Raw genomic sequence first — 18,737 nt, forward strand, 5'->3', positions numbered from 1 at the left:
GAGCGTAGCACGCGCATCGTCCCCGCGTCACCGATCGCCCTTCAGATGGCACCCGGCAGCAACGCAAGCGAGGAATTCCGATGTACTCCGAACCGATGATGGCTCTGGCTCGCCAAGACCACACCCCCGGCGAGGTCGGTTCCGGCGACGGCTTGGCCAGCGTCTTCCGCCGCCAGGCCGATGAGCGATTCGAACCCGGGGCCGCGGTGTTCTGGGAAGGGGATGCAGCCGCGCATCTCTTCCAGATCATCGAAGGCGTGCTCCGCGTCTACAAGATCATCGGCGACGGCCGCCGTGTCATCACGGGCTTCCTCTATCCCGGGGATCTCGTCGGCCTCTCTCAGCGTCGCTGCTATCTTTATACCGCTGAGGCCGTCACCCGGGTGAAGCTTCGGCGCGTCTCGCGGAGCCGTTTCGACGAGGAGGTCAACGGTTCGCCGACGCTGCGGCCGGAATTGTTTGCCCGCCTGTCCGACGAAATGGAGGCAGCACAGGACCAGATGGTGCTTTTGGCGCGCAAGAGTGCCGAGGAGCGGGTTGCCAGCTTCCTGCTGACGATCGCGCGGCGCGCGTCCGCCCATCCGAATGGCCAGTCGCCGATCGAGCTGCCGATGACACGGCTCGACATGGCCGACTATCTCGGTCTGACCATCGAGACGGTCTCCCGAATCATGACGCGCCTCACCAGCCGTGGCGTCATCTCCGCCAGCGGTCGCCACGCGATTGTCGTCCGCCAGCCGTTGAAGCTTGAGATTCTGGCCGGCCAAGGCGACGATAGCGCTCATGATCCTATCGCCGTCGCCTATTCCCGCCAGGCGGTCTGGCCCAACTAGCCGGGTTTCATTCCCCAACGAGGCCCGATCGTGACTGAAGCCAAGGATGCCGCGCTCGTCGGCGACGCCAACCTCGATACCATCGCCGCCCTTCTCGACGCGGGCAGCATCATCATCTACCGCACTTCGGATGGCGTAATTTCCCATTGGAGCAGCGGCTCGGAGGCGCTCTACGGCTGGACACGCCAGGAGGCCGTGGGCCGTGTTCTTCAGGAACTGCTCGCCACCGGCTTTGTTTCGCCGCGGGCGGCGATGGGCAACGCACTGGCGAAAACGGGCACCTGGGACGGAGAAGTTCAGCAGCGTCATCGCGACGGGCACATGCTGGCGATCGCCAGCCGCATGATCGCGGTTCCGCCAGGCTCGGTACTTTCGATCAATCACGATGTCAGTGACCTCAAGCGGGCGCAGCTGGAAATCGCGCGGCGCGAGGCGCATCTCCGGTCGATCCTCGAAACGGTTCCCGAAGCGATGGTCGTCATCGACGAAAAGGGCACAATCGATTCGTTCAGCGCGGCCGCGGAGCGGCTGTTCGGCTATTCCACAAGTGAAGTGCACGGAAACAACGTGCGCATGCTGATGCCACCGCCGGACCGCGAAAATCACGACACCTATCTCGAGCGCTACCTCACCACCGGCCGCAGGCACATCATCGGTTATGGCCGCATCGTTACCGGCATCAAAAAAAGCGGCGAGCGGTTTCCGATGGAACTTGCCATTGGCGAGACCATCGCCAATGGGCAGCGCATTTTTACGGGCTTTATCCGCGACCTCACCAGCCGCCACAAGCTGGAAGAAGAGCTGCGGCAGGCTCAGAAGATGGAGGCCATCGGGCAGCTGACGGGCGGAATCGCGCATGATTTCAACAATCTTCTTACCGTCATCAGCGGCAATCTCGAAATGATCGAGCGCCGGGCCGAGCCAGGGTCAATCCGTGAGCTGGTTCAGGCAGCGCAGGAGGCGGCCGACGACGGGGCACGGCTGACGGGCCAATTGCTCGCCTTCGGCCGACGCCAGCCGCTCAACGCCCAGTTGGCCGACATCAGCCAGCTCGTCGCGCATTTCTCCGACCTGCTCCGCCGTGCGCTTGGCGAGACGATCGAGCTGCGCACCGTGGTCACGGGCTCTTCCAATCACGCGATGGTCGACGCATCGCAATTGCAGAACGCGCTTCTCAACCTGGCGCTCAACGCCCGCGATGCGATGCCGCGCGGTGGCCGGCTGACGGTCGAGATCAGTCATGCCGAAATCGCGCTGGCCGAAACGGGAACACGGCCCGACATGCGCCCCGGTGAATATGTGCTGATCGCGGTCTCCGATACGGGCACAGGGATGACGCCCGCCGTGCGGGAGCGCGCGTTCGAACCGTTCTTCACGACGAAGGGGGTCGGCGCCGGCACGGGACTTGGCCTCAGCATGGTCTATGGCTTCGTCACGCAATCGGGCGGCCTCATCCGCCTCGAGAGCGAACCCGGACACGGCACAACGGTTCGCATCTACCTGCCAGGCGTGCGCCCTCAGGCCTCGCCGGAAACCACGGACGGAAATGCGAGGAGGGAGCCGGCGCGGCCGCCGGGCGGCACGGAGACCATCCTTGTCGTCGAGGACGAGCCGCGGGTGCGGCGGGTCGCGGTCGCACGGCTGCGCGATCTCGGCTATGAGGTGATCGAGGCCTCGAACGCCGCCGAAGCGCTCGCGACCGCCGGCGAAGCGCGGACGATCGACCTTCTCTTCAGCGATGTCGTCATGCCCGGCGGTATGGATGGCGGCACGCTCGCTGCTGAAATCCGCGCGTTAAGGCCCGGGATCAAGGTATTGCTCACCTCCGGCTTTGCGGAGCCGAGCATCGCCGAGCGCGGACAGGCCGAGACCGGAACATGGCTGCGCAAGCCCTATACGACGGCGGCGCTTGCCACCCGCCTGCGTACGCTGCTCGGCCCAGGCGCAGGCGGCGGCTGATCGTCACGACCCTGCGGCGATAAGAGACGCGGCCTCTTCGGCGATCACCTGTTCCTCGTCGGTCGGGATCACGAACACGGCGATGCGGCTCGACGCTGCATCGATCCGCTGCGCATTGCGGGCGTTCTTGGCCGCGTCGATGGCGACGCCGAGAAATCCAAGTCGCCGGCAGACATCGGCCCTCAGGGCCGGCTGATGCTCGCCGATCCCGGCGGTGAAGACGATAGCATCGAGACCCTCGAGCACAGCACCGAGAGACGCCGTTGTCTCCGCGATCGTGCGCGCAAAATGATTGAGCGCGTCATGGGCCTCCGGCGCGGCACTGGCCGCCAGGTCGCGCGCGTCGGCGCTGATGCCGGAGAGTCCGAGCAATCCCGAGCGGTGATAGAGCATGTCCTCGATCGCATCGACGGAAAGGCCCCCTTTGGCGAGGTGAATGATGACGCCGGGATCAAGCGAACCTGGCCGCGTTGCCATGACGATGCCGTCCAGCGTCGAGAACGTCATCGACGTTGCCCGGCTTTCGCCGTTCTCGATCGCGCAGAGACTGGCACCGCTGCCAAGATGCGCAACGACGACCTTGCGCGCCGCGATATCCGGCGCAATGCGGGCGAGTTCGCTGGCGACGAAGCGATAAGAAAGGCCGTGAAAGCCGTAGCGTTTGACGCCGCGGTCAAACCACTCGCGCGGCAGCGGCAGGCGCCTGATGGCGTCGGTCTGCGTCTGATGAAAGGCGGTATCGAAGGATGCCGACTGCGGGATATCGGGCCTCAGCCGACGGAGCGAACGGATCAGCCGCAGCCCCTGCGGTTGATGCAGCGGCGCGAGGGGCACCAGATCCTCGATCGCTTTCAGCGTTTCATCATCGATCCGCGCAGGGCCGTGAAACCGGTCGCCGCCATGCACGATGCGGTGGCCGGCTCCGGCAATGGCCTCATGCGCGAAATGCGTCGCGAGCACATCGAGCGTTTCCGCGACCACCTCGTCGAGTTCCTCGGCCACCTTGGCGTCGAGCGGAATATCGGCCGTTTCCGCTCCCTCGGTGACGTGCAGCATCAGCGGCTCGCGGCGAAGGTCCACCATGCCGTTGCCGAACCGCCGCGGCGTCGCCTCCTCCATTGCGAACAGGCCCAATTTGACCGTGGAAGAACCGGCGTTGAAGGTGAGCAGCGTGGGCTGGGCCATGGCGATTTCCTTCGGCAGGCTTATGATGGGCGGGTACAGCCGATTTCGACTCTAGCGGCGCTGGCGCCAGCAGGGAATTCCTGCTTGGCGGGTCCGACTGAGGCCTTGATCGTGATCAAGGCTCCTGCATTGGTATCGGCTAGAAGTGGAACAGGGACCGCAAGGCCCGCAGACTTTCAGGGAGACCCGCCATGCACGCCGAAACCGTGATGACCTCGCCGGTGATCAGCGTCGAGCCGACGACCAGCATCGATGACGCCGCGAAACTGATGTTGTCGCACAAGGTTAGCGGCCTTCCGGTCGTCGAGGCCGATGGCAGGTTGGTCGGGATCGTCAGCGAGGGCGACTTCCTGCGACGCAGCGAGCTCGCGACCGGCCGCAAGCGGTCGCGCTGGCTGGAATTCCTGCTGAGCCCCGGTCAGGCGGCGTCCGATTATGTCGAGTCGCATGCCCGGCGGGTCGGGGATGTTATGACGCACGATGTCGAAACGGCATCGCCCGCGACGCCACTCGAAACCATCGTCGAGATCATGACGCGCCGACGCGTCAAGAGGGTGCCCATCATCGATGGCAATGGCAGCCTGCTCGGCATTGTTAGCCGATCCGATCTCATGAAGGCCATGGTGCGGGCGCGCGAGGAAGCCGCAGCGGCCCCGAGCGACGATGCGACCATCCGCTCCGCCCTGGCCCAGGAATTTGGCCGCCAGTCCTGGAGCGGCAACGGGCTCATTCGCGTGCATGTCGAAGACGGTTCGGTCGATCTGACCGGCACGATCTTCGACGAACGGGAGCGGGCGGCGGCTCGTGTGGTTGCCGAGAACGTGCCGGGCGTCCGCACCGTCGTCGACAACCTCGTCTGCGTCGAGCCGATCTCCGGGCTCGTCATCATGCCGCCGAAACAGACAAGCTGATCGTGAACTAATTCACGCGCCAGCGCTCGGCGAGCGCCGGCGCGAGCGTCAGGCAGGGCGGCAGCGGTGCTTCCGGCGGCGGATGCTTGACGGCGCTGACAAGGAACTTCAGCGCCTCGGCCACGCCTGTCTGGCTGTAAGGCTTGCTGATGATGCCGATCGCCCCGGAAAAATCTGCCGGGATGCGTCGCGCGTTCGCCGTCATGAAGACGACCGGCAGGCCCATGTCGGCGAGCGCGCGACCCACCTCGACCCCTGTCGGGCCATCGGCGAGGTGAATGTCGACGAGAGCGAGATCCGCCCCGGCGGTCGGCGCCCGGGTGATCGCCTCGTGCATCGTGGTCGCGCTTCCGACCATCAGATGTCCGGCCTCATCAAGAAAGACCTCGAGCTGCATTTGCAGCAACACCTCATCCTCGACGACGAAGACGCGCAATTGAGTGTCCATTCAACCTCCGCGTGGCGGTTCGTCGATTGGCAGATCGACGCATATGCTGTGACTGGGCCCGACATACCCGTTCCAATGAACCTTGGCATGCAATTGTGTAGCCAAAAGTTCAATGAAACTCTTCTGGTCCGGCTCGATGCTCGTGATGATGCCTTCCGCCGTCCCATCGTCTGCGATGCAGAAGCGGTAAAGTGCGTCGCTCGTGGGCTTGATGCTGAGCGAGATGTAACGCTCGGTTCCGCTCGCCAGTGCGTGCGTGATCGCGATCCGCACCAACTCGCTTGCCATCAAGGCAACAGGAGCAGCAAACGCCGCTGCCACGCTGATCGAATCGAGGTCTAGCTTTAACCCTACAGGCGGCTTGCCGCGCGCTTGCGCTGCCTCCGCAGCGAATTCGCGGATGAAGCCGGCGACGTCGAACCGGACAACATTGTCGTTGCGATAAAGCAGCCGATGGACGGCTGAAAGCGCTTCCACGCGTTCGCGCAGTGTCGTCAGAGTTGCCTTGGTCGCCGCGTCGGTTGCCTTCCGCCGTTCGATCAGCACGAGCGCCGAAATGAGCTGAAGGTTGTTCTTGACCCGATGATCGACTTCATGGAGCAGATCGGTGCGAGCTTGAAGTGCGACCTCAAGCTCCTGCGTGCGCTCGGCGACGGCCGCCTCGACTCGGTCACGTTCCTCGATCACATCGAGTTCCGCGCGCTTGCGCTGCGTTACGTCGAGTTGGCTGGCAAAGAAGAAAAGCAACTCGCCGTCGTCATCCGTCACCGGCGAGAGATAGAGCGCATTCCAGAACGGCGTGCCGTCGCGGCGATAGTTCAGGATGTCGATCGCGATATCGGTCTTGCTCTCGACAGCGGCGCGGATGGCCGAAACGGCAGCCTGGTCGGTGTCCGGCCCCTGCAGGAAGCGGCAATTGCGGCCAATGACCTGATGGCGCTCATAGCCCGTCAGCTGCAGAAAGGCGTCGTTGACGAAGACGATCGGATTGTCGGGCTGGCCCGGATCGGTCACCACCATCGGCATTCGCGTCGCCCGGACCGCGGCTGCGAAGGGATCGCCCTTGCCACTCGGCGCCTGCAGCCGATCGGTCAATTTCCAGGCATCGCGCGCCTCCAAGATCCACTTTCCTCCAAAACATCGAGGGCGAGGCCACATCGGCAGCCGAGCCAGCTTCTTTGTTGCCCATCAAGAACCAGGTTAGCCGAAGGTTCCGAAAAAACGTTGCAGGAGAGAGTCTTGGGCGAATCACTTCAACGTCTTGCGACGACTCAGCCGGTCTCATTCGAGTGGAGGCGACCGTCGGCGCCGACGATCGGACTGTCCGGATAGACGCCTTTCAGGACTTCATCAAAATGACGCCGCACAGCCGTGTGGCAGGAGCAGGCGAGGTGGCCAAGGCCATGGGGATTGGTGACCGTCAGCACCCCGCGCTGCGTCTCGATCAACCGGCGATGCTTCAGGGTCTGGATGACACGGCTGACATAGCTGCGCCCAACCCCAAGCATTCCCGCGAGTTGCTCCTGCGTCATCGGCAGCGAGGCCTCGTTGGTGCGATCCATGGCCGAGACCAACCATTTGGCGGCGCGTTGTTCGATGGAATGGGCCGCGTTGCAGGCGACGGACTGGAACACCTGCGCCATCAGGCAGTCGGCGTAGCGTGCGAAGATGTGGCGCAAGACAAGCGACTTCATCTTCGCTTCCTCGAGATCCTCGAGATCCATCGACAGGAGCGGTCCGCCAAGATGCACCTCGGCGCGTGAATAGGCCGGCAGTCGCCCCTGGCTCACAATCCCCGCGACCGCGCCCTCACGGCCGACCAGGGCTGTTTCCACCGCACGGCCGTCATCAAGTTGGATGCGAAAGATGAGCAATGTCGAATCGCAGGGGAAATATACCTTCTGCACATTGTCGCCAGGTTCATAGAGCACAGTCCCCGAGGCGAGAGTCATCTCGACAAGATGGGGTTCCAGCAGCGCAAAATCGGCGGGCCGAAGCGCACGCAGCAGATTGTTTACGCGCCCATCCTTGGATCGATGAGGTGTCAGCAAGAGTCTCTCCCTTACGGCGATCGTCAGGTTTCTTTGGGGTTCCTGAAATCGCAACGCGCGAGAGACCAATATGTTCACTTGTGCGCAGACGATGGCTGCGCTTGTGTCTACAAGGCGACACTGCCGGTTCGTCGGCGGTTTGGAGAGCTGCGATATAATGGTAATTTATGGCCCAGGGGCTCGGCCGGGCCCCGGCAGCGAGGCCAGGCTTCGCCTGGCGCTTGATGCGGCTGGCGGCGTCGGGGCCTGGGAGTTCGACGTCGGAACGGATTGGCTTTCCGCCGATGACAGCTTCTGGTCGCTGCACGGGCTACCAAGAGCGCTTCAGGAGCCGCCGGGTAATATCCAGGGCTGGCTGGCCATGGTGCATATCGAGGATCGCGAGGCGCTGGCGACGGCGTTGCACGATGCCGCGACGCGTCGGGTCGAGCAGCTTCGTTTCGACTACCGTGTCGCGGGCAGCGATGGCCAGACGGTGTGGCTGCTGGCGCGCGGCCGGATGCGGACGCCGGAGGAGGGCGGCACGGGCCGCCTCATCGGCGTCGTCGTCGACGTGACCGAGCAGCACCAGACCGAAAAGGCTTTGCGTGCCAGCGAGGAGCGCTACGAAGCGATCACCAATTCCATCGATCAGATGATCTGGTCGACGCGGCCCGATGGATTCCACGACTACTATAATTTGCGTTGGTATGAATTCACGGGCATGCCGATCGGATCAACCGACGGCGAGGCCTGGAACGGCATGTTCCATCCCGACGACCAGCAACGGGCCTGGGAGCGCTGGCGCCACAGCCTCGAGACTGGCGAGCCCTATCATATCGAGTATCGCCTGCGGCATCGCTCTGGCCAATATCGCTGGGTGATCGGCCGCGCCCAGTGTGTGCGCGATGCCGAAGGCCGTATCGTTCGCTGGTATGGCACCTGCACGGATATCGACGATCTGAAGGAGGCCGAGGCCCAGCGCGAACTCATTGCGCGCGAGCTGTCGCACCGCATTCGCAACATCTTCGCGGTGGTCTCGAGCCTGGTGATGCTGCCGGCCCGCGACCAGCCCGAAGCGCGGCCGTTCGCGATGTCCGTCCAGGCGCGCATTCAGGCGCTGGCTTCCGCGCATGAATATGTCCGTCCGCACAGCGCAGCCTCCGCTCCCGCGGACGGCGCCCATACAGTCAAGGGGCTGCTGGATCTGCTGGTCTCGCCCTACAACGCGCCGGGCCGTGGCCACATCGCCATCGAGGGCGACGATCGGCCGATCGGGCCACAGGCCGCGACCGCTATGGCGCTGACCATCCACGAGCTCGCCACCAACGCGGTGAAATACGGCGCTCTGTCGAGCGATGGCGGCCTTGTGACAATCGTCTGCTCCGATATCGGCGAGCAATTCTCGATCCGTTGGCAGGAGACTGGCGGGCCAGCGATCGATGGCATGCCGACCCGCCGCGGCTTCGGCACCACGCTCTCGGAGCGGGTCGCCTCGACGCAGCTCGGGGCCACTCTGGAGCGCGAATGGCTGCCGGAGGGCCTTGTCGTCGTCCTGGTTATCCCAGTCAGCCGCCTGCTGGCCTGAAGTCCTAGCCGCGCGCCGGACCGATGCGCCGTACGGAGAGGACTCGGCTCAATCCGAACGCAATGATCGCCGTCATGATTTCGACGGCACGCGGCGGCTCGCCGGCCTCGATTGCTGCGACGAGCGTCTGGCTGTTCGCCGTCAGTTCGGCGCGCACCAGGCGACTCTTCTCGGTGTCGTGACCGGCGACGGCGACAAGGGCCAGCGTCAGCTCGACGAGACCGATCGATGAGCGCAGCAACGGATTGCCCGATGCCTCCGCGATGATCCGGTGCACTTCGAGCTCGGCCAGCGCATGCGTCTCGGCATCGCCCTCGGCCAGCTCCATCTGGTGGATCCAGTATTTGAGCAGGCGGATCTGTTCGGCAGTGCGTCGCCGCGAAGCAAGATCGGCCGCCCGCGCCTCGAGCGAGCCGCGGATGTCGAACAGGCCGGCGATGAAATCGGCGTCGAGCTCGGCCTCGAAATGCCAGGCCAGCACCTGCTGGTCGAAGAGGTTCCAGCGGCTCCTTTGCGAGACCCTCGTGCCGACCTTCGGCCGCGCCTCGACCATGCCCTTCGCCTCGAGCGTCCGCAGCGCCTCGCGCAGCACGGTGCGCGAGACGCCGTAGCTCGCCATCATCTCCGCGTCGCTCGGCAGGATCGTGCCCACCGCGAAGCGGCCGGAGACGATACCGGCGCCGATCTCGTTGATGACGAAGGTGTGGAAGTTGCGCGCAGCCGGCTTGCCTGACAGCGAGCGCAGAAGGCTGCCTGGCTCGCTCATGCTAGGCGGTCTCGGATGATCTGTCTCCGCGAGCCGAGGCGGCGAAGACCAGCCGCTGCAGCACGATGAACAGGAACAGGAGGATGCCGATCACGATCTTGGTCCACCAGCTCGACAGCGTCCCGTCGAAGATAATGTAGGTCTGCACCAGACCGAGCAGCATCACGCCCACAAACGTTCCAAAGACAAAGCCATAGCCGCCCGTCAGAAGCGTTCCGCCGATAACGACAGCGCCGATCGCGTCCAGTTCGACACCAACCGCCGCAAGGGGATAACCGGCCGACGTATAGAGCGAGAAAACGATTCCGGCCAGACAGGCGAGCACGCTCGAGAGCATGTAAATCTGAACGGTCGTGCGGGCGACCGGCACGCCCATGAGCGAGGCGGAGGTGGCATTGCCGCCGAGCGCATAGACATAGGAACCGAAGCGCGTCCGATGGGCGAGGATGGCGCCGAACACGAACACGGCGATCATCAAAAGCCCGACGAAGCTCAGCCGCCCTCCGCCCGGAAGGCGGAAATAGAGCGATGAGATCATCGTGTAGAATTCATTGTTGATGGGCACGGAGTCCTGCGTGATCACCGACGCGCCGCCCCTGGCGAGGAACATGCCGGCCAGCGTCACGATGAAAGCCGGCACTTCGAGATAGTGGATCGCGAGCCCCATCGCCGCCCCGAACAGTGCCGCCACAACGAAAGCGATAGCAAAGGCCACCAGCGGGTGCAGGCCGAAGCTCGAGATCAGCACCGCGACCAGAACGCCGGTGAAGCCGATCACCGCGCCCACCGAAAGATCGATGCCGCCGGAGATGATCACGAAGGTCATGCCGACGGCCGTGATGCCGAGAAACGCGTTGTCGGTGAGGAAATTGCCGAGAACGCGGGTCGAGAGCAGTCCGGGAAACTGGAACACGGCAGCGGCATAGGCCACGAGGAAGATGGCGACCGTCGCCAAGAGAGGGCGCATGCTGCGGTTCATCGCGAGGCACCGGATTTCTTGCGGCCGAAGAAGCCGAGGACCTGGCCGGCAAGCGGCGACTGGATCATCAGGATCACCGTGATGATGCCTGCCTTGACCACGAGATTGAATTCAGGCGGGTAGCCGGAAACGAGGATGCCGGTGTTCATCGCCTGGATAATGAGCGCGCCGATCACCGACATCGGGATCGAGAAGCGGCCGCCTAGCAGGGACGTCCCGCCGATGACCGCCGCCAGGATGGCGTCCAGCTCCAGCCAAAGACCGGCATTGTTGGCATCGGCGCCTCGGATGTCGCCGGCGACGATAATGCCGGCGATCGCCGCACAGAGGCCGCTGACCGAATAGACCGAGATCAGCAGCAGGCGGCTTCGGATGCCCGCAAGCGTCGCGGCGGATCGATTGATGCCGACCGCCTCAATGAAGAGCCCGATCGCCGTCTTGCGGACAGCAAGCGTCACCAGCACCATCAGCGCGAAGGCGATGACCACGGGCATCGGCATGCCGAGGAATGATCCGGTGCCGATGAAGATCAGCGTCGGATCGGAGAAGGTGACGATGGAGCCTTCGGTGATGAGCTGGGCGATGCCGCGTCCCGCGACCATCAGCACCAGCGTCGCGATGATCGGCTGGATATCGAGCACCGCCACGAGGATGCCGTTCCAGAGCCCGCAGGCCAGCCCGACAGCCAGTGCGCCGCCGACCGCAACCGGACCGGAATAGCCTGCGACCACGAGCGTCGCCGCGACCGCGCCGGACATCGCCATAACGGCGCCGACGGACAGGTCGACGCCCTTGGTCGCGATTACCGCCGTCATGCCGATGGCAAGGATCGCCACGGGAGCGCCGCGATTGAGAACGTCGATGAGACTGCCGAACAGGCGGCCATCCTGCCATTCAATCTTGAAGAAGCCGGGGAACAGGATCCAGTTCAGGAGCAGCACGCTCACGAGCGCGATGGTCTGTGTATTGAGGATCCGGCCGAACGAGATGCGCGTCATGCCGCCGTTTCCTCAGATGTCGCCTCGCCATGGGTGGCGATTGCCTGGACGATCACGGCCGGGCTAATGTCCTCGCCGCGCAGCTCGGCTACCATTTCGCGATCCCGCATAACCACGACGCGGGAGGAATAGGCGACGACCTCGTCGATTTCCGACGAGATGACAACCAGCGCCATGCCGTCGTCGCGCAGTCGGTTGATAGTCCGCACGATCTCGGCATGGGCGCCGACATCGATGCCGCGCGTCGGCTCGTCGAGGATCAGGAAAGCGGGGTCCGTCGCCAGCCAGCGGGCGAGGATGACCTTCTGCTGGTTACCGCCCGAAAGCAACTTGACCGGCATGTCGAGCGAGGCGGCGCGGATATCCATCGACTCGCCGAACTGACCCGCCAGATCGAGCTGTTCGTCCCGATTGAGCGCGCGGAACCAGCCGAGCTTGCCCTGCAGGGCGATGACGATGTTCTCTCGTACTGACAGATCGCCGAAGATGCCGTCGGCCTTCCGATCTTCCGGGCAGAAGCCGAAGCCATGTGCGATCGCATCGGTCGCAGCCCGGATCGATATCGGCTTGCCATTGAGAGTGACCGATCCTTCATCCGATGGATCGATGCCGAACATGACCCGCGCCATTTCCGTCCGGCCGGAACCGAGCAGCCCAGCGACGCCGATGACTTCACCCTTGTGGATGGTCAGCGTGAATGGCCGGACGCTGCGCTTGCGGCCATAGTTCTTGAACTCGAGCAGCACGTCGGTGACAGGACGCTGCGCCTCCAGGCTGGTGGAGCCGGAAAAGGCGATGTCCTTGCCGAGCATCTTGCGCACGAGTTCGGTGCGCGTCAGATCGCTGAGGCGGCTGGTATCGACCAGCTTGCCATTGCGCAGGATCGTCACGCGATCGGCGAGCGCAAAGACCTGATCAAGGAAATGCGTGATGAAGACGATGGCGAGCCCATCGCGCTTGAGACTCGCGACCACTTCGAACAACCGTTGCACCTCGTCGCGATCAAGGCTCGCGGTCGGCTCGTCGAGGATCAGCACCTTGCCGGAAAGCTGGACCGCTCTTGCAATCGCGACGATCTGCTGGACGGCGACGGAGTGGCTCCCGAGCTCGCTTGCGGGGTCGATTTCGAGCCCGTAGCGCTTCAGCAGGACGCGCGCGTCCTTGTTCATGCGCTTGCGGTCGACAAGGCCGAAACGAGTGGGTTGATGTCCGAGGAAGAGATTTTCGGCGACGGAACGGTTCGGCAGGAGATTGACCTCCTGATAGACAGTGCCGATGCCGAACGACTGCGCGTGAAGCGGGCTGTCGAGATGGACGGGGGTGCCATCCACCAGAACCTCCCCACCATCAGGCTGATAGGCGCCGGTCAGGATCTTGATGAGGGTCGATTTGCCGGCTCCGTTTTCACCGAGCAGCGCGTGCACTTCGCCCGCCAGAAGGCCGAAATCGACCGTATCGAGCGCCTTGTGGGTCCCAAAGATCTTGGAGACCCCGCGCGCTTCCATGCGAAAGGCGGTCTCTGCCACGTCGCGTCCCCCAAGCCTCATCCGGCCGTCTCCGAATGATTCCGCAAAGAATAGCCCCGCCGGCACGAGCCGGCGAGGCGTGGTTTGTCGCTGACCGATCAGTAGCCGAGGCTCTTGCGGCGCTCGGCTTCCCCCTTCGGATCATCGGCGGGCGTATAGAGCTTCGACTCGGTGATGATGAACTTCGGCGGCATGGTGCCGTCTTTCTTGTAGGCGGCGAGGGCGTCGAAAGCCGGGCCGGCCATGTTCGGCGTCAGCTCGACAGTGGCATTGGCCTCGCCGGCCGCCATGGCCGAGAAGAGATCCGGCACGCCGTCGATCGAAACGACGAGAATATCCGTACCCGGCTTCAGGCCCGCATCCTTGATGGCCTGGATCGCGCCGACAGCCATGTCGTCGTTATGCGCATAGACGGCGCAGATATTCTTGCCGCCGTTCTCGGCCTTCAGGAAGCCTTCCATCACTTCCTTGCCCTTCGAGCGGGTGAAGTCACCCGTCTGGCTGCGGACGATGGAAATATTGGAATGACCGGCAATCGCCTCCTCGAAGCCCTTCTTGCGATTGATCGCCGGCGTCGAGCCGACGGTCCCCTGCAATTCGACGACGCGGCAATCCTTATCCTTCACGGTGCCGACGAGCCAGTCGCCCGCGACCTTGCCTTCCTTCACCTGATCGGACGCGACCGACGTTAGGTAAAGATCCTCCGGCCCGTCAATGCCACGGTCAAGCAGGATCACCGGGATTTTGGCTTCCTTGGCTTCGCTGAGCACGTCTTCCCAGCCGGTCGCGACCACAGGCGCAACCAGGATCGCATCGACGCCCTGGGCGATGAAGCCGCGGATCGCCTTGATCTGGTTTTCCTGCTTTTGCTGAGCGTCGGCGAATTTCAGGTTGATGCCGCGGCTCTCGGCCTGCTGCTTGGTGACCGATGTCTCGGCGGCGCGCCAGCCGGACTCGGAGCCGATCTGCGAGAAGCCGACCGTCATATCCGCAGCCATGGCTGCCGACGACAAGGCAGTGGCGATGCCCGCCGCGAGGGCGAGTTTCTTCAAGATGCTCAAGATTTTCTCCCTTGGCCGCGCGGCGTTCCTCCCCAGCACGGCATGAAGCGTCGATAGCATTAGTACTATTATATGTAAATAGGGCCGGCTTCGTCGCTGCGCCGGCTCACCATTTCTACTCAAGATCGGCATTTCGACGCTCTGGCCGGCGTAGAGCGGGCTGCCGAACGGCCGAGGATTGTCCGCCAAGGATTGGCGATACCGGCTGACCCGCATCGAACCAACCTCTGATGACGAGCGTTTTTCGGGAACGCCACCGCTTCGAGTGGGTTGGCATCAGGAGCGTGGCCGCTGGCCGGCGCTCATTTCGCCTGCTTCTGCCTTGCAGCGGCGCATGAAGGGATGCCGAGCGACCCGCCTCGATATCTTCCGAAAGTCCACTCCCATGATCATTATGCTGACCTCACTCGTTTTTGCTCTTCTCGGGCTGGCGCTGGCCGCCGGCGGCATTTTCCTCGTCGTCCTCGGCGGCAGTCCCTTCTATCTCCTGATCGGCGCTGCGCTCCTGCTGACTGCCTATCTGATCTATCGACGCAAACGCGCCGCGCTCGCTGTCCATGGCGTTCTCGTATTGGTGACGCTCGGCTGGGCGGTATGGGAAGTGGGGTTCGATTGGTGGCAGCTCGCACCGCGCGGTGGTCTGCTCGTGGTTCTCGGCCTCTGGCTGTTGACGCCGTGGGTCTGGCGTCGCCTCGATTCCGGCCCCGGCCGTGCCGGCTGGGCCTCGACTTGGTCGCTCATTGCCCCGCTGGCGATTGCGATCATCGTGGCCGGCTATGCGATGACGCAGGATCCGCATGACATCGCAGGCGCGCTGCCGACCGCGCAAACTGCTGCCGCGATGGGAGGAAACGTTCCGGACAGCGACTGGCACCAATATGGCCGGACGCCCTATGGCCAGCGTTATTCGCCGCTCGATTCAATCAATACGGACAATGTCTCGCAGCTGAAGGTCGCCTGGCAGTATCAGACGGGAGACGTGAAACTGCCGCAGGATGTCGGCGAAACGACCTACCAGGTCACGCCGCTGAAGGTGGGCAATACGCTCTATCTCTGCACGCCGCATAATTGGGCGATCGCGCTCGATGCCAAGACCGGCCAGCAGAAGTGGAAATTCGACTCCAATTCGGGCCTTAACCCCGACCGGCAGCACCAGACCTGTCGCGGCGTCACCTATTGGGCCGACCCTGAGGCGGCCGCGGGCGCTGCCTGCGCGACCCGCGTCTATCTGCCGACCTCCGACGCGCGGCTCATCGCGCTCGACGCCGCCACCGGCGAGGTCTGCACTGACTTTGCCGACAAGGGCGCTCTGCATCTTGAGCAGGGCATGAAATACGATCCCGCGGGCTATTATTACTCGACTTCTCCGCCCGTCGCCATCGACGGCAAGATCATCATAGGCGGAGCGGTCAACGACAATTATTCGGTGGACGCCCAGTCCGGTGTGATCCGCGCTTTTGACATTCGGACCGGCGCGCTGATCTGGAATTGGGACTCCGGCAATCCGGACCAGACCGCGCCGCTGCCGCCCGGCCAGACCTACACGACGAATTCGCCCAACAGCTGGTCGGTCTTCAGCGCTGATCCCGAGCTCGGCCTCGTCTATATCCCGCTCGGCAACCAGGTTCCCGACCAGCTCGGCATGGGCCGCAGCGCCAATGTCGAGCGTTTCTCATCGTCCATCGTCGCGCTTGATGTCGCCACCGGCAAGCTGCGCTGGGTTCTCCAGACGGTGCATCATGACCTCTGGGACATGGACGTTCCGGCGCAGCCGGTTCTGTTTGATCTGAGGAAAGCGGATGGCAGCGTCGTGCCGGCGCTGGTCGGCCCGACCAAGCAGGGCGATATCTATGTGCTCGACCGGCGCACCGGCGAGCCGATCATCCCGATCCACGAAATCCCGGCACCCGGCGGCACGATCCCCGAGGATTCGGCAGCGCCGACCCAGCCCATCTCTGACCTGACCTTCTCGCCGCCGCCTTTGACGGAGAAGGACATGTGGGGCGTCTCGCTGATCGACCAGATGGTCTGCCGCATCGCGTTCCATCAATATCGCTACGAGGGCCGTTACACGCCGCCCTCCGTGCAGGGCACGATCGTCTATCCGGGCAATTTCGGCACCTTCAACTGGGGCAGCGTCGCCGTCGACCCGGAGCGGCAGGTGATGTTCGCGATGCCAACCTATCTCGCCTTCACATCGCGCCTCGTGCCGGCTGCCAAGTTGCCGCCGAAGGGCGATGAGACGGCGAGCGAGCAGGGACTGAACCGCAACGAAGGCGCGCCTTATGGCGTGTTGATGGGCCCGTTCCTCAGCCCCCTCGGCATCCCCTGCCAAGCGCCGCCATGGGGCTATGTCGCCGGCGTTGACCTCACCACGGGCAAGATCGCCTACAAGCACAAGAACGGAACCGTCTACGACATGACGCCGCTGCCACTGCCGATCAAGCTGGGCGTGCCCGGCATCGGCGGACCGTTGCTGACGAAGGGCGGCGTCGCCTTCCTCGGCGCAACTGTCGACGACTTCTTGCGCGCCTATGACGTCACGACCGGCAAACAGCTCTGGCAGGCCCGCTTGCCTGCCGGCGGACAGGCAACGCCCATGACCTACAGTCTCCACGGCAAGCAGTATGTCGTTATGGTCGCCGGCGGACACGGATCGATCGGCACCAAGCCAGGCGATTATGTCATCGCCTATACTTTGCCGTAGTGGGTGCCGCCAGCCCGGCAGGCCTACGCCGCCGGGCTGGCGTCGTCGTGAACGACCGCAAGATTGAAATGCGTCGTGCCGAGCTTCTCCTCGAGACGCATCCACAGCGGGATCAATTGTTCCATCGCCCGGCAGGCGGTGAGATCGCCGAGATCGAGGATCGAAGCCCAGCCGAAGGAGCGCAGCAGTTCCGTGACCTCGCTCTTGGCGGAGATGTCGTTGCTGGCGACGAAGACGTGGTGCGGCCGGCCAAGGCTTGTGGGCTCGACCATCAGATGCGCGCTGACGCTGTTCAGCGTCTTGACGAGCCGGGCGCGGGGGAATGCCGCCTGGATCGCCTCGCCAATCGGCGTCACGATCGGCTGGTCGACGGCGGAATTGTAATTGGCGATATCGATCAGGATTTTGTCGTCGATGGCGCAGCCCCTAAGGATGCCGATCGCTTCCTCGCCCGGCAGTGCATTGAACACCCATTCGGCGTGAGCGGCCGCTTCCCGGTAGCTACCGATTCCCGCTCCGGTCCGCGCACCGAGCGCGCGCGCCTTGTCGCCGCCCGGTTGGCGCGATCCGATAACGACATCATGGCCGAGCTGCATCAGCTTGCCGCCGATGGCGCTGCCAACCTCTCCCGTTCCCAGAACGCCGAATTTCATGATGGATCCCTTGCCTCCGCTATGGATGGGCAGCCTATCGGGCGTCCCTACGAAGTCCAATTGCTGCCGTCGGTCAGTCGGCGAGTCTGAGCGCAATACTGTAGATCAGACTGCGTATCCTACCGGCCCCAGACGACCGCATTCTCGTGGCGCTTGATGATGTGCTTCAGATTCTCGAAGGCGGTCGTGACATGCCCGGCGAAGCGCTCGGCCGCCGGCGAGCGCGGCGCGCCGACGCGTCGCAAAATGCCGAGTGAACGGTTTGGCTGCGGAATTTCGTAGGGCAGCACCGTCACGCGGTTTTCCTTGCGCTGCGCGAACACCACGGAGAAGGGCAACACCGCCAGTGCGTCGGTTTCGGCGAGGAAGTTGATGACGCTCATCAGCGAGCCGCCGGAATAGCGGATGTTGAGATCCGACATGCCTATGCTCATCAGGATCATCTGGAGATCGGACATCAGCGGCGAGCCGGGAAGGGGAGCGACCCAGGGAAAGCTCGTCAGGTCGTGGGCGCGAAGGCGGCGATTGCGTAAGAGCGGATGATCAGGGCGGCAGGCGACGATGTTCCGGCCGGGCAGAATTTCCGTGAATTCGAAGCCGGGGCCAAGATCGAGCACGCCGATCGGAACGATCCCAAGGTCGATCTGATCACCCTGCAGCGCGCCGACCATCTCCGGCAAATTGAGATAGCTCTGCTGGATCGTGACTTCGGGCTCCAGATTTTGGAACTCGCCGATCATCCGGCTGATCATGGCATCCATGAAGAACGGCACGCCGCCGACCCGGACAATGCCCTTGGTGCCCTTCAAAAAGCCCTGCACGGCATCGCTGGCCTTGCGTGAGGCGGTGATGATCGTGCGGCCCTGCGCGGCGAGCTGTGCCCCGAGCGGCGTCGCCTGCATCGGGCGGCGGCCTTTCAGGAACAGCGGCTCGCCGACGCGCGCTTCGAGCATGGCTAGCGAGCGGCTGACGGCCGGCTGGGTCAGGCCCAGCATGGCCGCGCCTTCCGAAACCCCGCCAGCATCCAGCACGGCGGCGAGCTGCATCAGGTGGCGTTCATTCAGCTTCATAGCAAAATGCTATACAAGCCGCT

General features: G+C 63.9%; 16 protein-coding genes. 5 read left to right on the top strand and 11 right to left on the bottom strand.

The window, feature by feature from the left end:
* Positions 1-80: 80 nt before the first annotated feature.
* Complete coding sequence (locus tag LB518_RS15790; protein ID WP_224578486.1) at positions 81-833, top strand: Crp/Fnr family transcriptional regulator; 753 nt, start codon at positions 81-83, stop codon at positions 831-833.
* A gap of 30 nt (positions 834-863) precedes the next feature.
* The gene (locus LB518_RS15795; protein WP_502845839.1) at positions 864-2,792 is read left to right on the top strand and encodes a hybrid sensor histidine kinase/response regulator; all 1,929 of its coding nucleotides are present in this window, start codon (positions 864-866) and stop codon (positions 2,790-2,792) included.
* Positions 2,793-2,795: 3 nt separating this feature from the next.
* On the opposite strand, the gene LB518_RS15800 is transcribed toward LB518_RS15795, so the two are convergent.
* Positions 2,796-3,977 (bottom strand): acetate/propionate family kinase, encoded by a 1,182-nt coding sequence (locus LB518_RS15800; protein ID WP_224578487.1) that lies wholly within the window; start codon positions 3,975-3,977, stop codon positions 2,796-2,798.
* Positions 3,978-4,168: 191 nt separating this feature from the next.
* On the opposite strand from LB518_RS15800, the gene LB518_RS15805 reads away from it, so the two are divergent.
* The gene (locus tag LB518_RS15805) at positions 4,169-4,888 is read left to right on the top strand and encodes a CBS domain-containing protein (RefSeq protein ID WP_224578488.1); all 720 of its coding nucleotides are present in this window, start codon (positions 4,169-4,171) and stop codon (positions 4,886-4,888) included.
* A 7-nt stretch (positions 4,889-4,895) separates the two neighbouring features.
* Here the strand turns inward: LB518_RS15805 and LB518_RS15810 are convergent, their stop codons facing one another.
* From LB518_RS15810 to LB518_RS15820, 3 genes are all read right to left on the bottom strand, one after another.
* Positions 4,896-5,336 (bottom strand): response regulator, encoded by a 441-nt coding sequence (locus tag LB518_RS15810; RefSeq protein WP_224578489.1) that lies wholly within the window; start codon positions 5,334-5,336, stop codon positions 4,896-4,898.
* Positions 5,337-6,455, bottom strand: a complete 1,119-nt coding sequence (locus tag LB518_RS15815) for a PAS domain-containing protein (RefSeq protein WP_224578490.1) — start codon at positions 6,453-6,455, stop codon at positions 5,337-5,339.
* A 152-nt stretch (positions 6,456-6,607) separates the two neighbouring features.
* On the bottom strand, positions 6,608-7,387 hold the full coding sequence (locus LB518_RS15820) for a Crp/Fnr family transcriptional regulator (RefSeq protein WP_224578491.1): 780 nt from the start codon (positions 7,385-7,387) through the stop codon (positions 6,608-6,610).
* A gap of 157 nt (positions 7,388-7,544) precedes the next feature.
* Here LB518_RS15820 and LB518_RS15825 point away from each other — a divergent pair, with 157 nt between their 5' ends.
* Positions 7,545-8,954 carry a sensor histidine kinase gene (locus LB518_RS15825; RefSeq protein WP_224578492.1) on the top strand — a complete coding sequence of 470 codons (1,410 nt, stop codon included), beginning with the start codon at positions 7,545-7,547 and terminating at the stop codon, positions 8,952-8,954.
* 4 nt (positions 8,955-8,958) lie between these two features.
* Here the strand turns inward: LB518_RS15825 and LB518_RS15830 are convergent, their stop codons facing one another.
* The 5 genes from LB518_RS15830 to ytfQ form a co-directional block, all read right to left on the bottom strand.
* A complete protein-coding gene (locus LB518_RS15830; RefSeq protein ID WP_224578493.1) occupies positions 8,959-9,720 on the bottom strand; it encodes a FadR/GntR family transcriptional regulator in 762 nt (253 codons plus the stop codon).
* Position 9,721: 1 nt separating this feature from the next.
* Positions 9,722-10,699 (bottom strand): galactofuranose ABC transporter, permease protein YjfF, encoded by a 978-nt coding sequence (gene yjfF / locus LB518_RS15835; RefSeq protein ID WP_224578494.1) that lies wholly within the window; start codon positions 10,697-10,699, stop codon positions 9,722-9,724.
* Positions 10,696-11,697 (bottom strand): ABC transporter permease, encoded by a 1,002-nt coding sequence (locus LB518_RS15840; protein ID WP_224578495.1) that lies wholly within the window; start codon positions 11,695-11,697, stop codon positions 10,696-10,698. Before LB518_RS15840 ends, yjfF begins: the two co-directional genes overlap by 4 nt.
* A complete protein-coding gene (locus LB518_RS15845; RefSeq protein WP_224578496.1) occupies positions 11,694-13,244 on the bottom strand; it encodes a sugar ABC transporter ATP-binding protein in 1,551 nt (516 codons plus the stop codon). The genes LB518_RS15840 and LB518_RS15845 overlap by 4 nt, the downstream gene beginning before the upstream one ends.
* A 77-nt stretch (positions 13,245-13,321) precedes the next feature.
* Positions 13,322-14,284 (bottom strand): galactofuranose ABC transporter, galactofuranose-binding protein YtfQ, encoded by a 963-nt coding sequence (ytfQ, locus tag LB518_RS15850; protein WP_353619960.1) that lies wholly within the window; start codon positions 14,282-14,284, stop codon positions 13,322-13,324.
* Between the two features lie 385 nt (positions 14,285-14,669).
* On the opposite strand from ytfQ, the gene LB518_RS15855 reads away from it, so the two are divergent.
* A complete protein-coding gene (locus tag LB518_RS15855; RefSeq protein WP_224578497.1) occupies positions 14,670-16,991 on the top strand; it encodes a glucose/quinate/shikimate family membrane-bound PQQ-dependent dehydrogenase in 2,322 nt (773 codons plus the stop codon).
* A 23-nt stretch (positions 16,992-17,014) separates the two neighbouring features.
* Here the strand turns inward: LB518_RS15855 and LB518_RS15860 are convergent, their stop codons facing one another.
* Positions 17,015-17,644 (bottom strand): NADPH-dependent F420 reductase, encoded by a 630-nt coding sequence (locus tag LB518_RS15860; protein WP_224578498.1) that lies wholly within the window; start codon positions 17,642-17,644, stop codon positions 17,015-17,017.
* A 119-nt stretch (positions 17,645-17,763) separates the two neighbouring features.
* Positions 17,764-18,714, bottom strand: coding sequence for a LysR family transcriptional regulator (locus LB518_RS15865; RefSeq protein ID WP_224578499.1), 951 nt, complete (start codon positions 18,712-18,714; stop codon positions 17,764-17,766).
* Between the last annotated feature and the right edge of the window lie 23 nt (positions 18,715-18,737).

Source organism: Mesorhizobium sp. BR1-1-16 (assembly GCF_020165495.1).
In the GTDB taxonomy this organism is placed as follows: domain Bacteria; phylum Pseudomonadota; class Alphaproteobacteria; order Rhizobiales; family Kaistiaceae; genus Kaistia.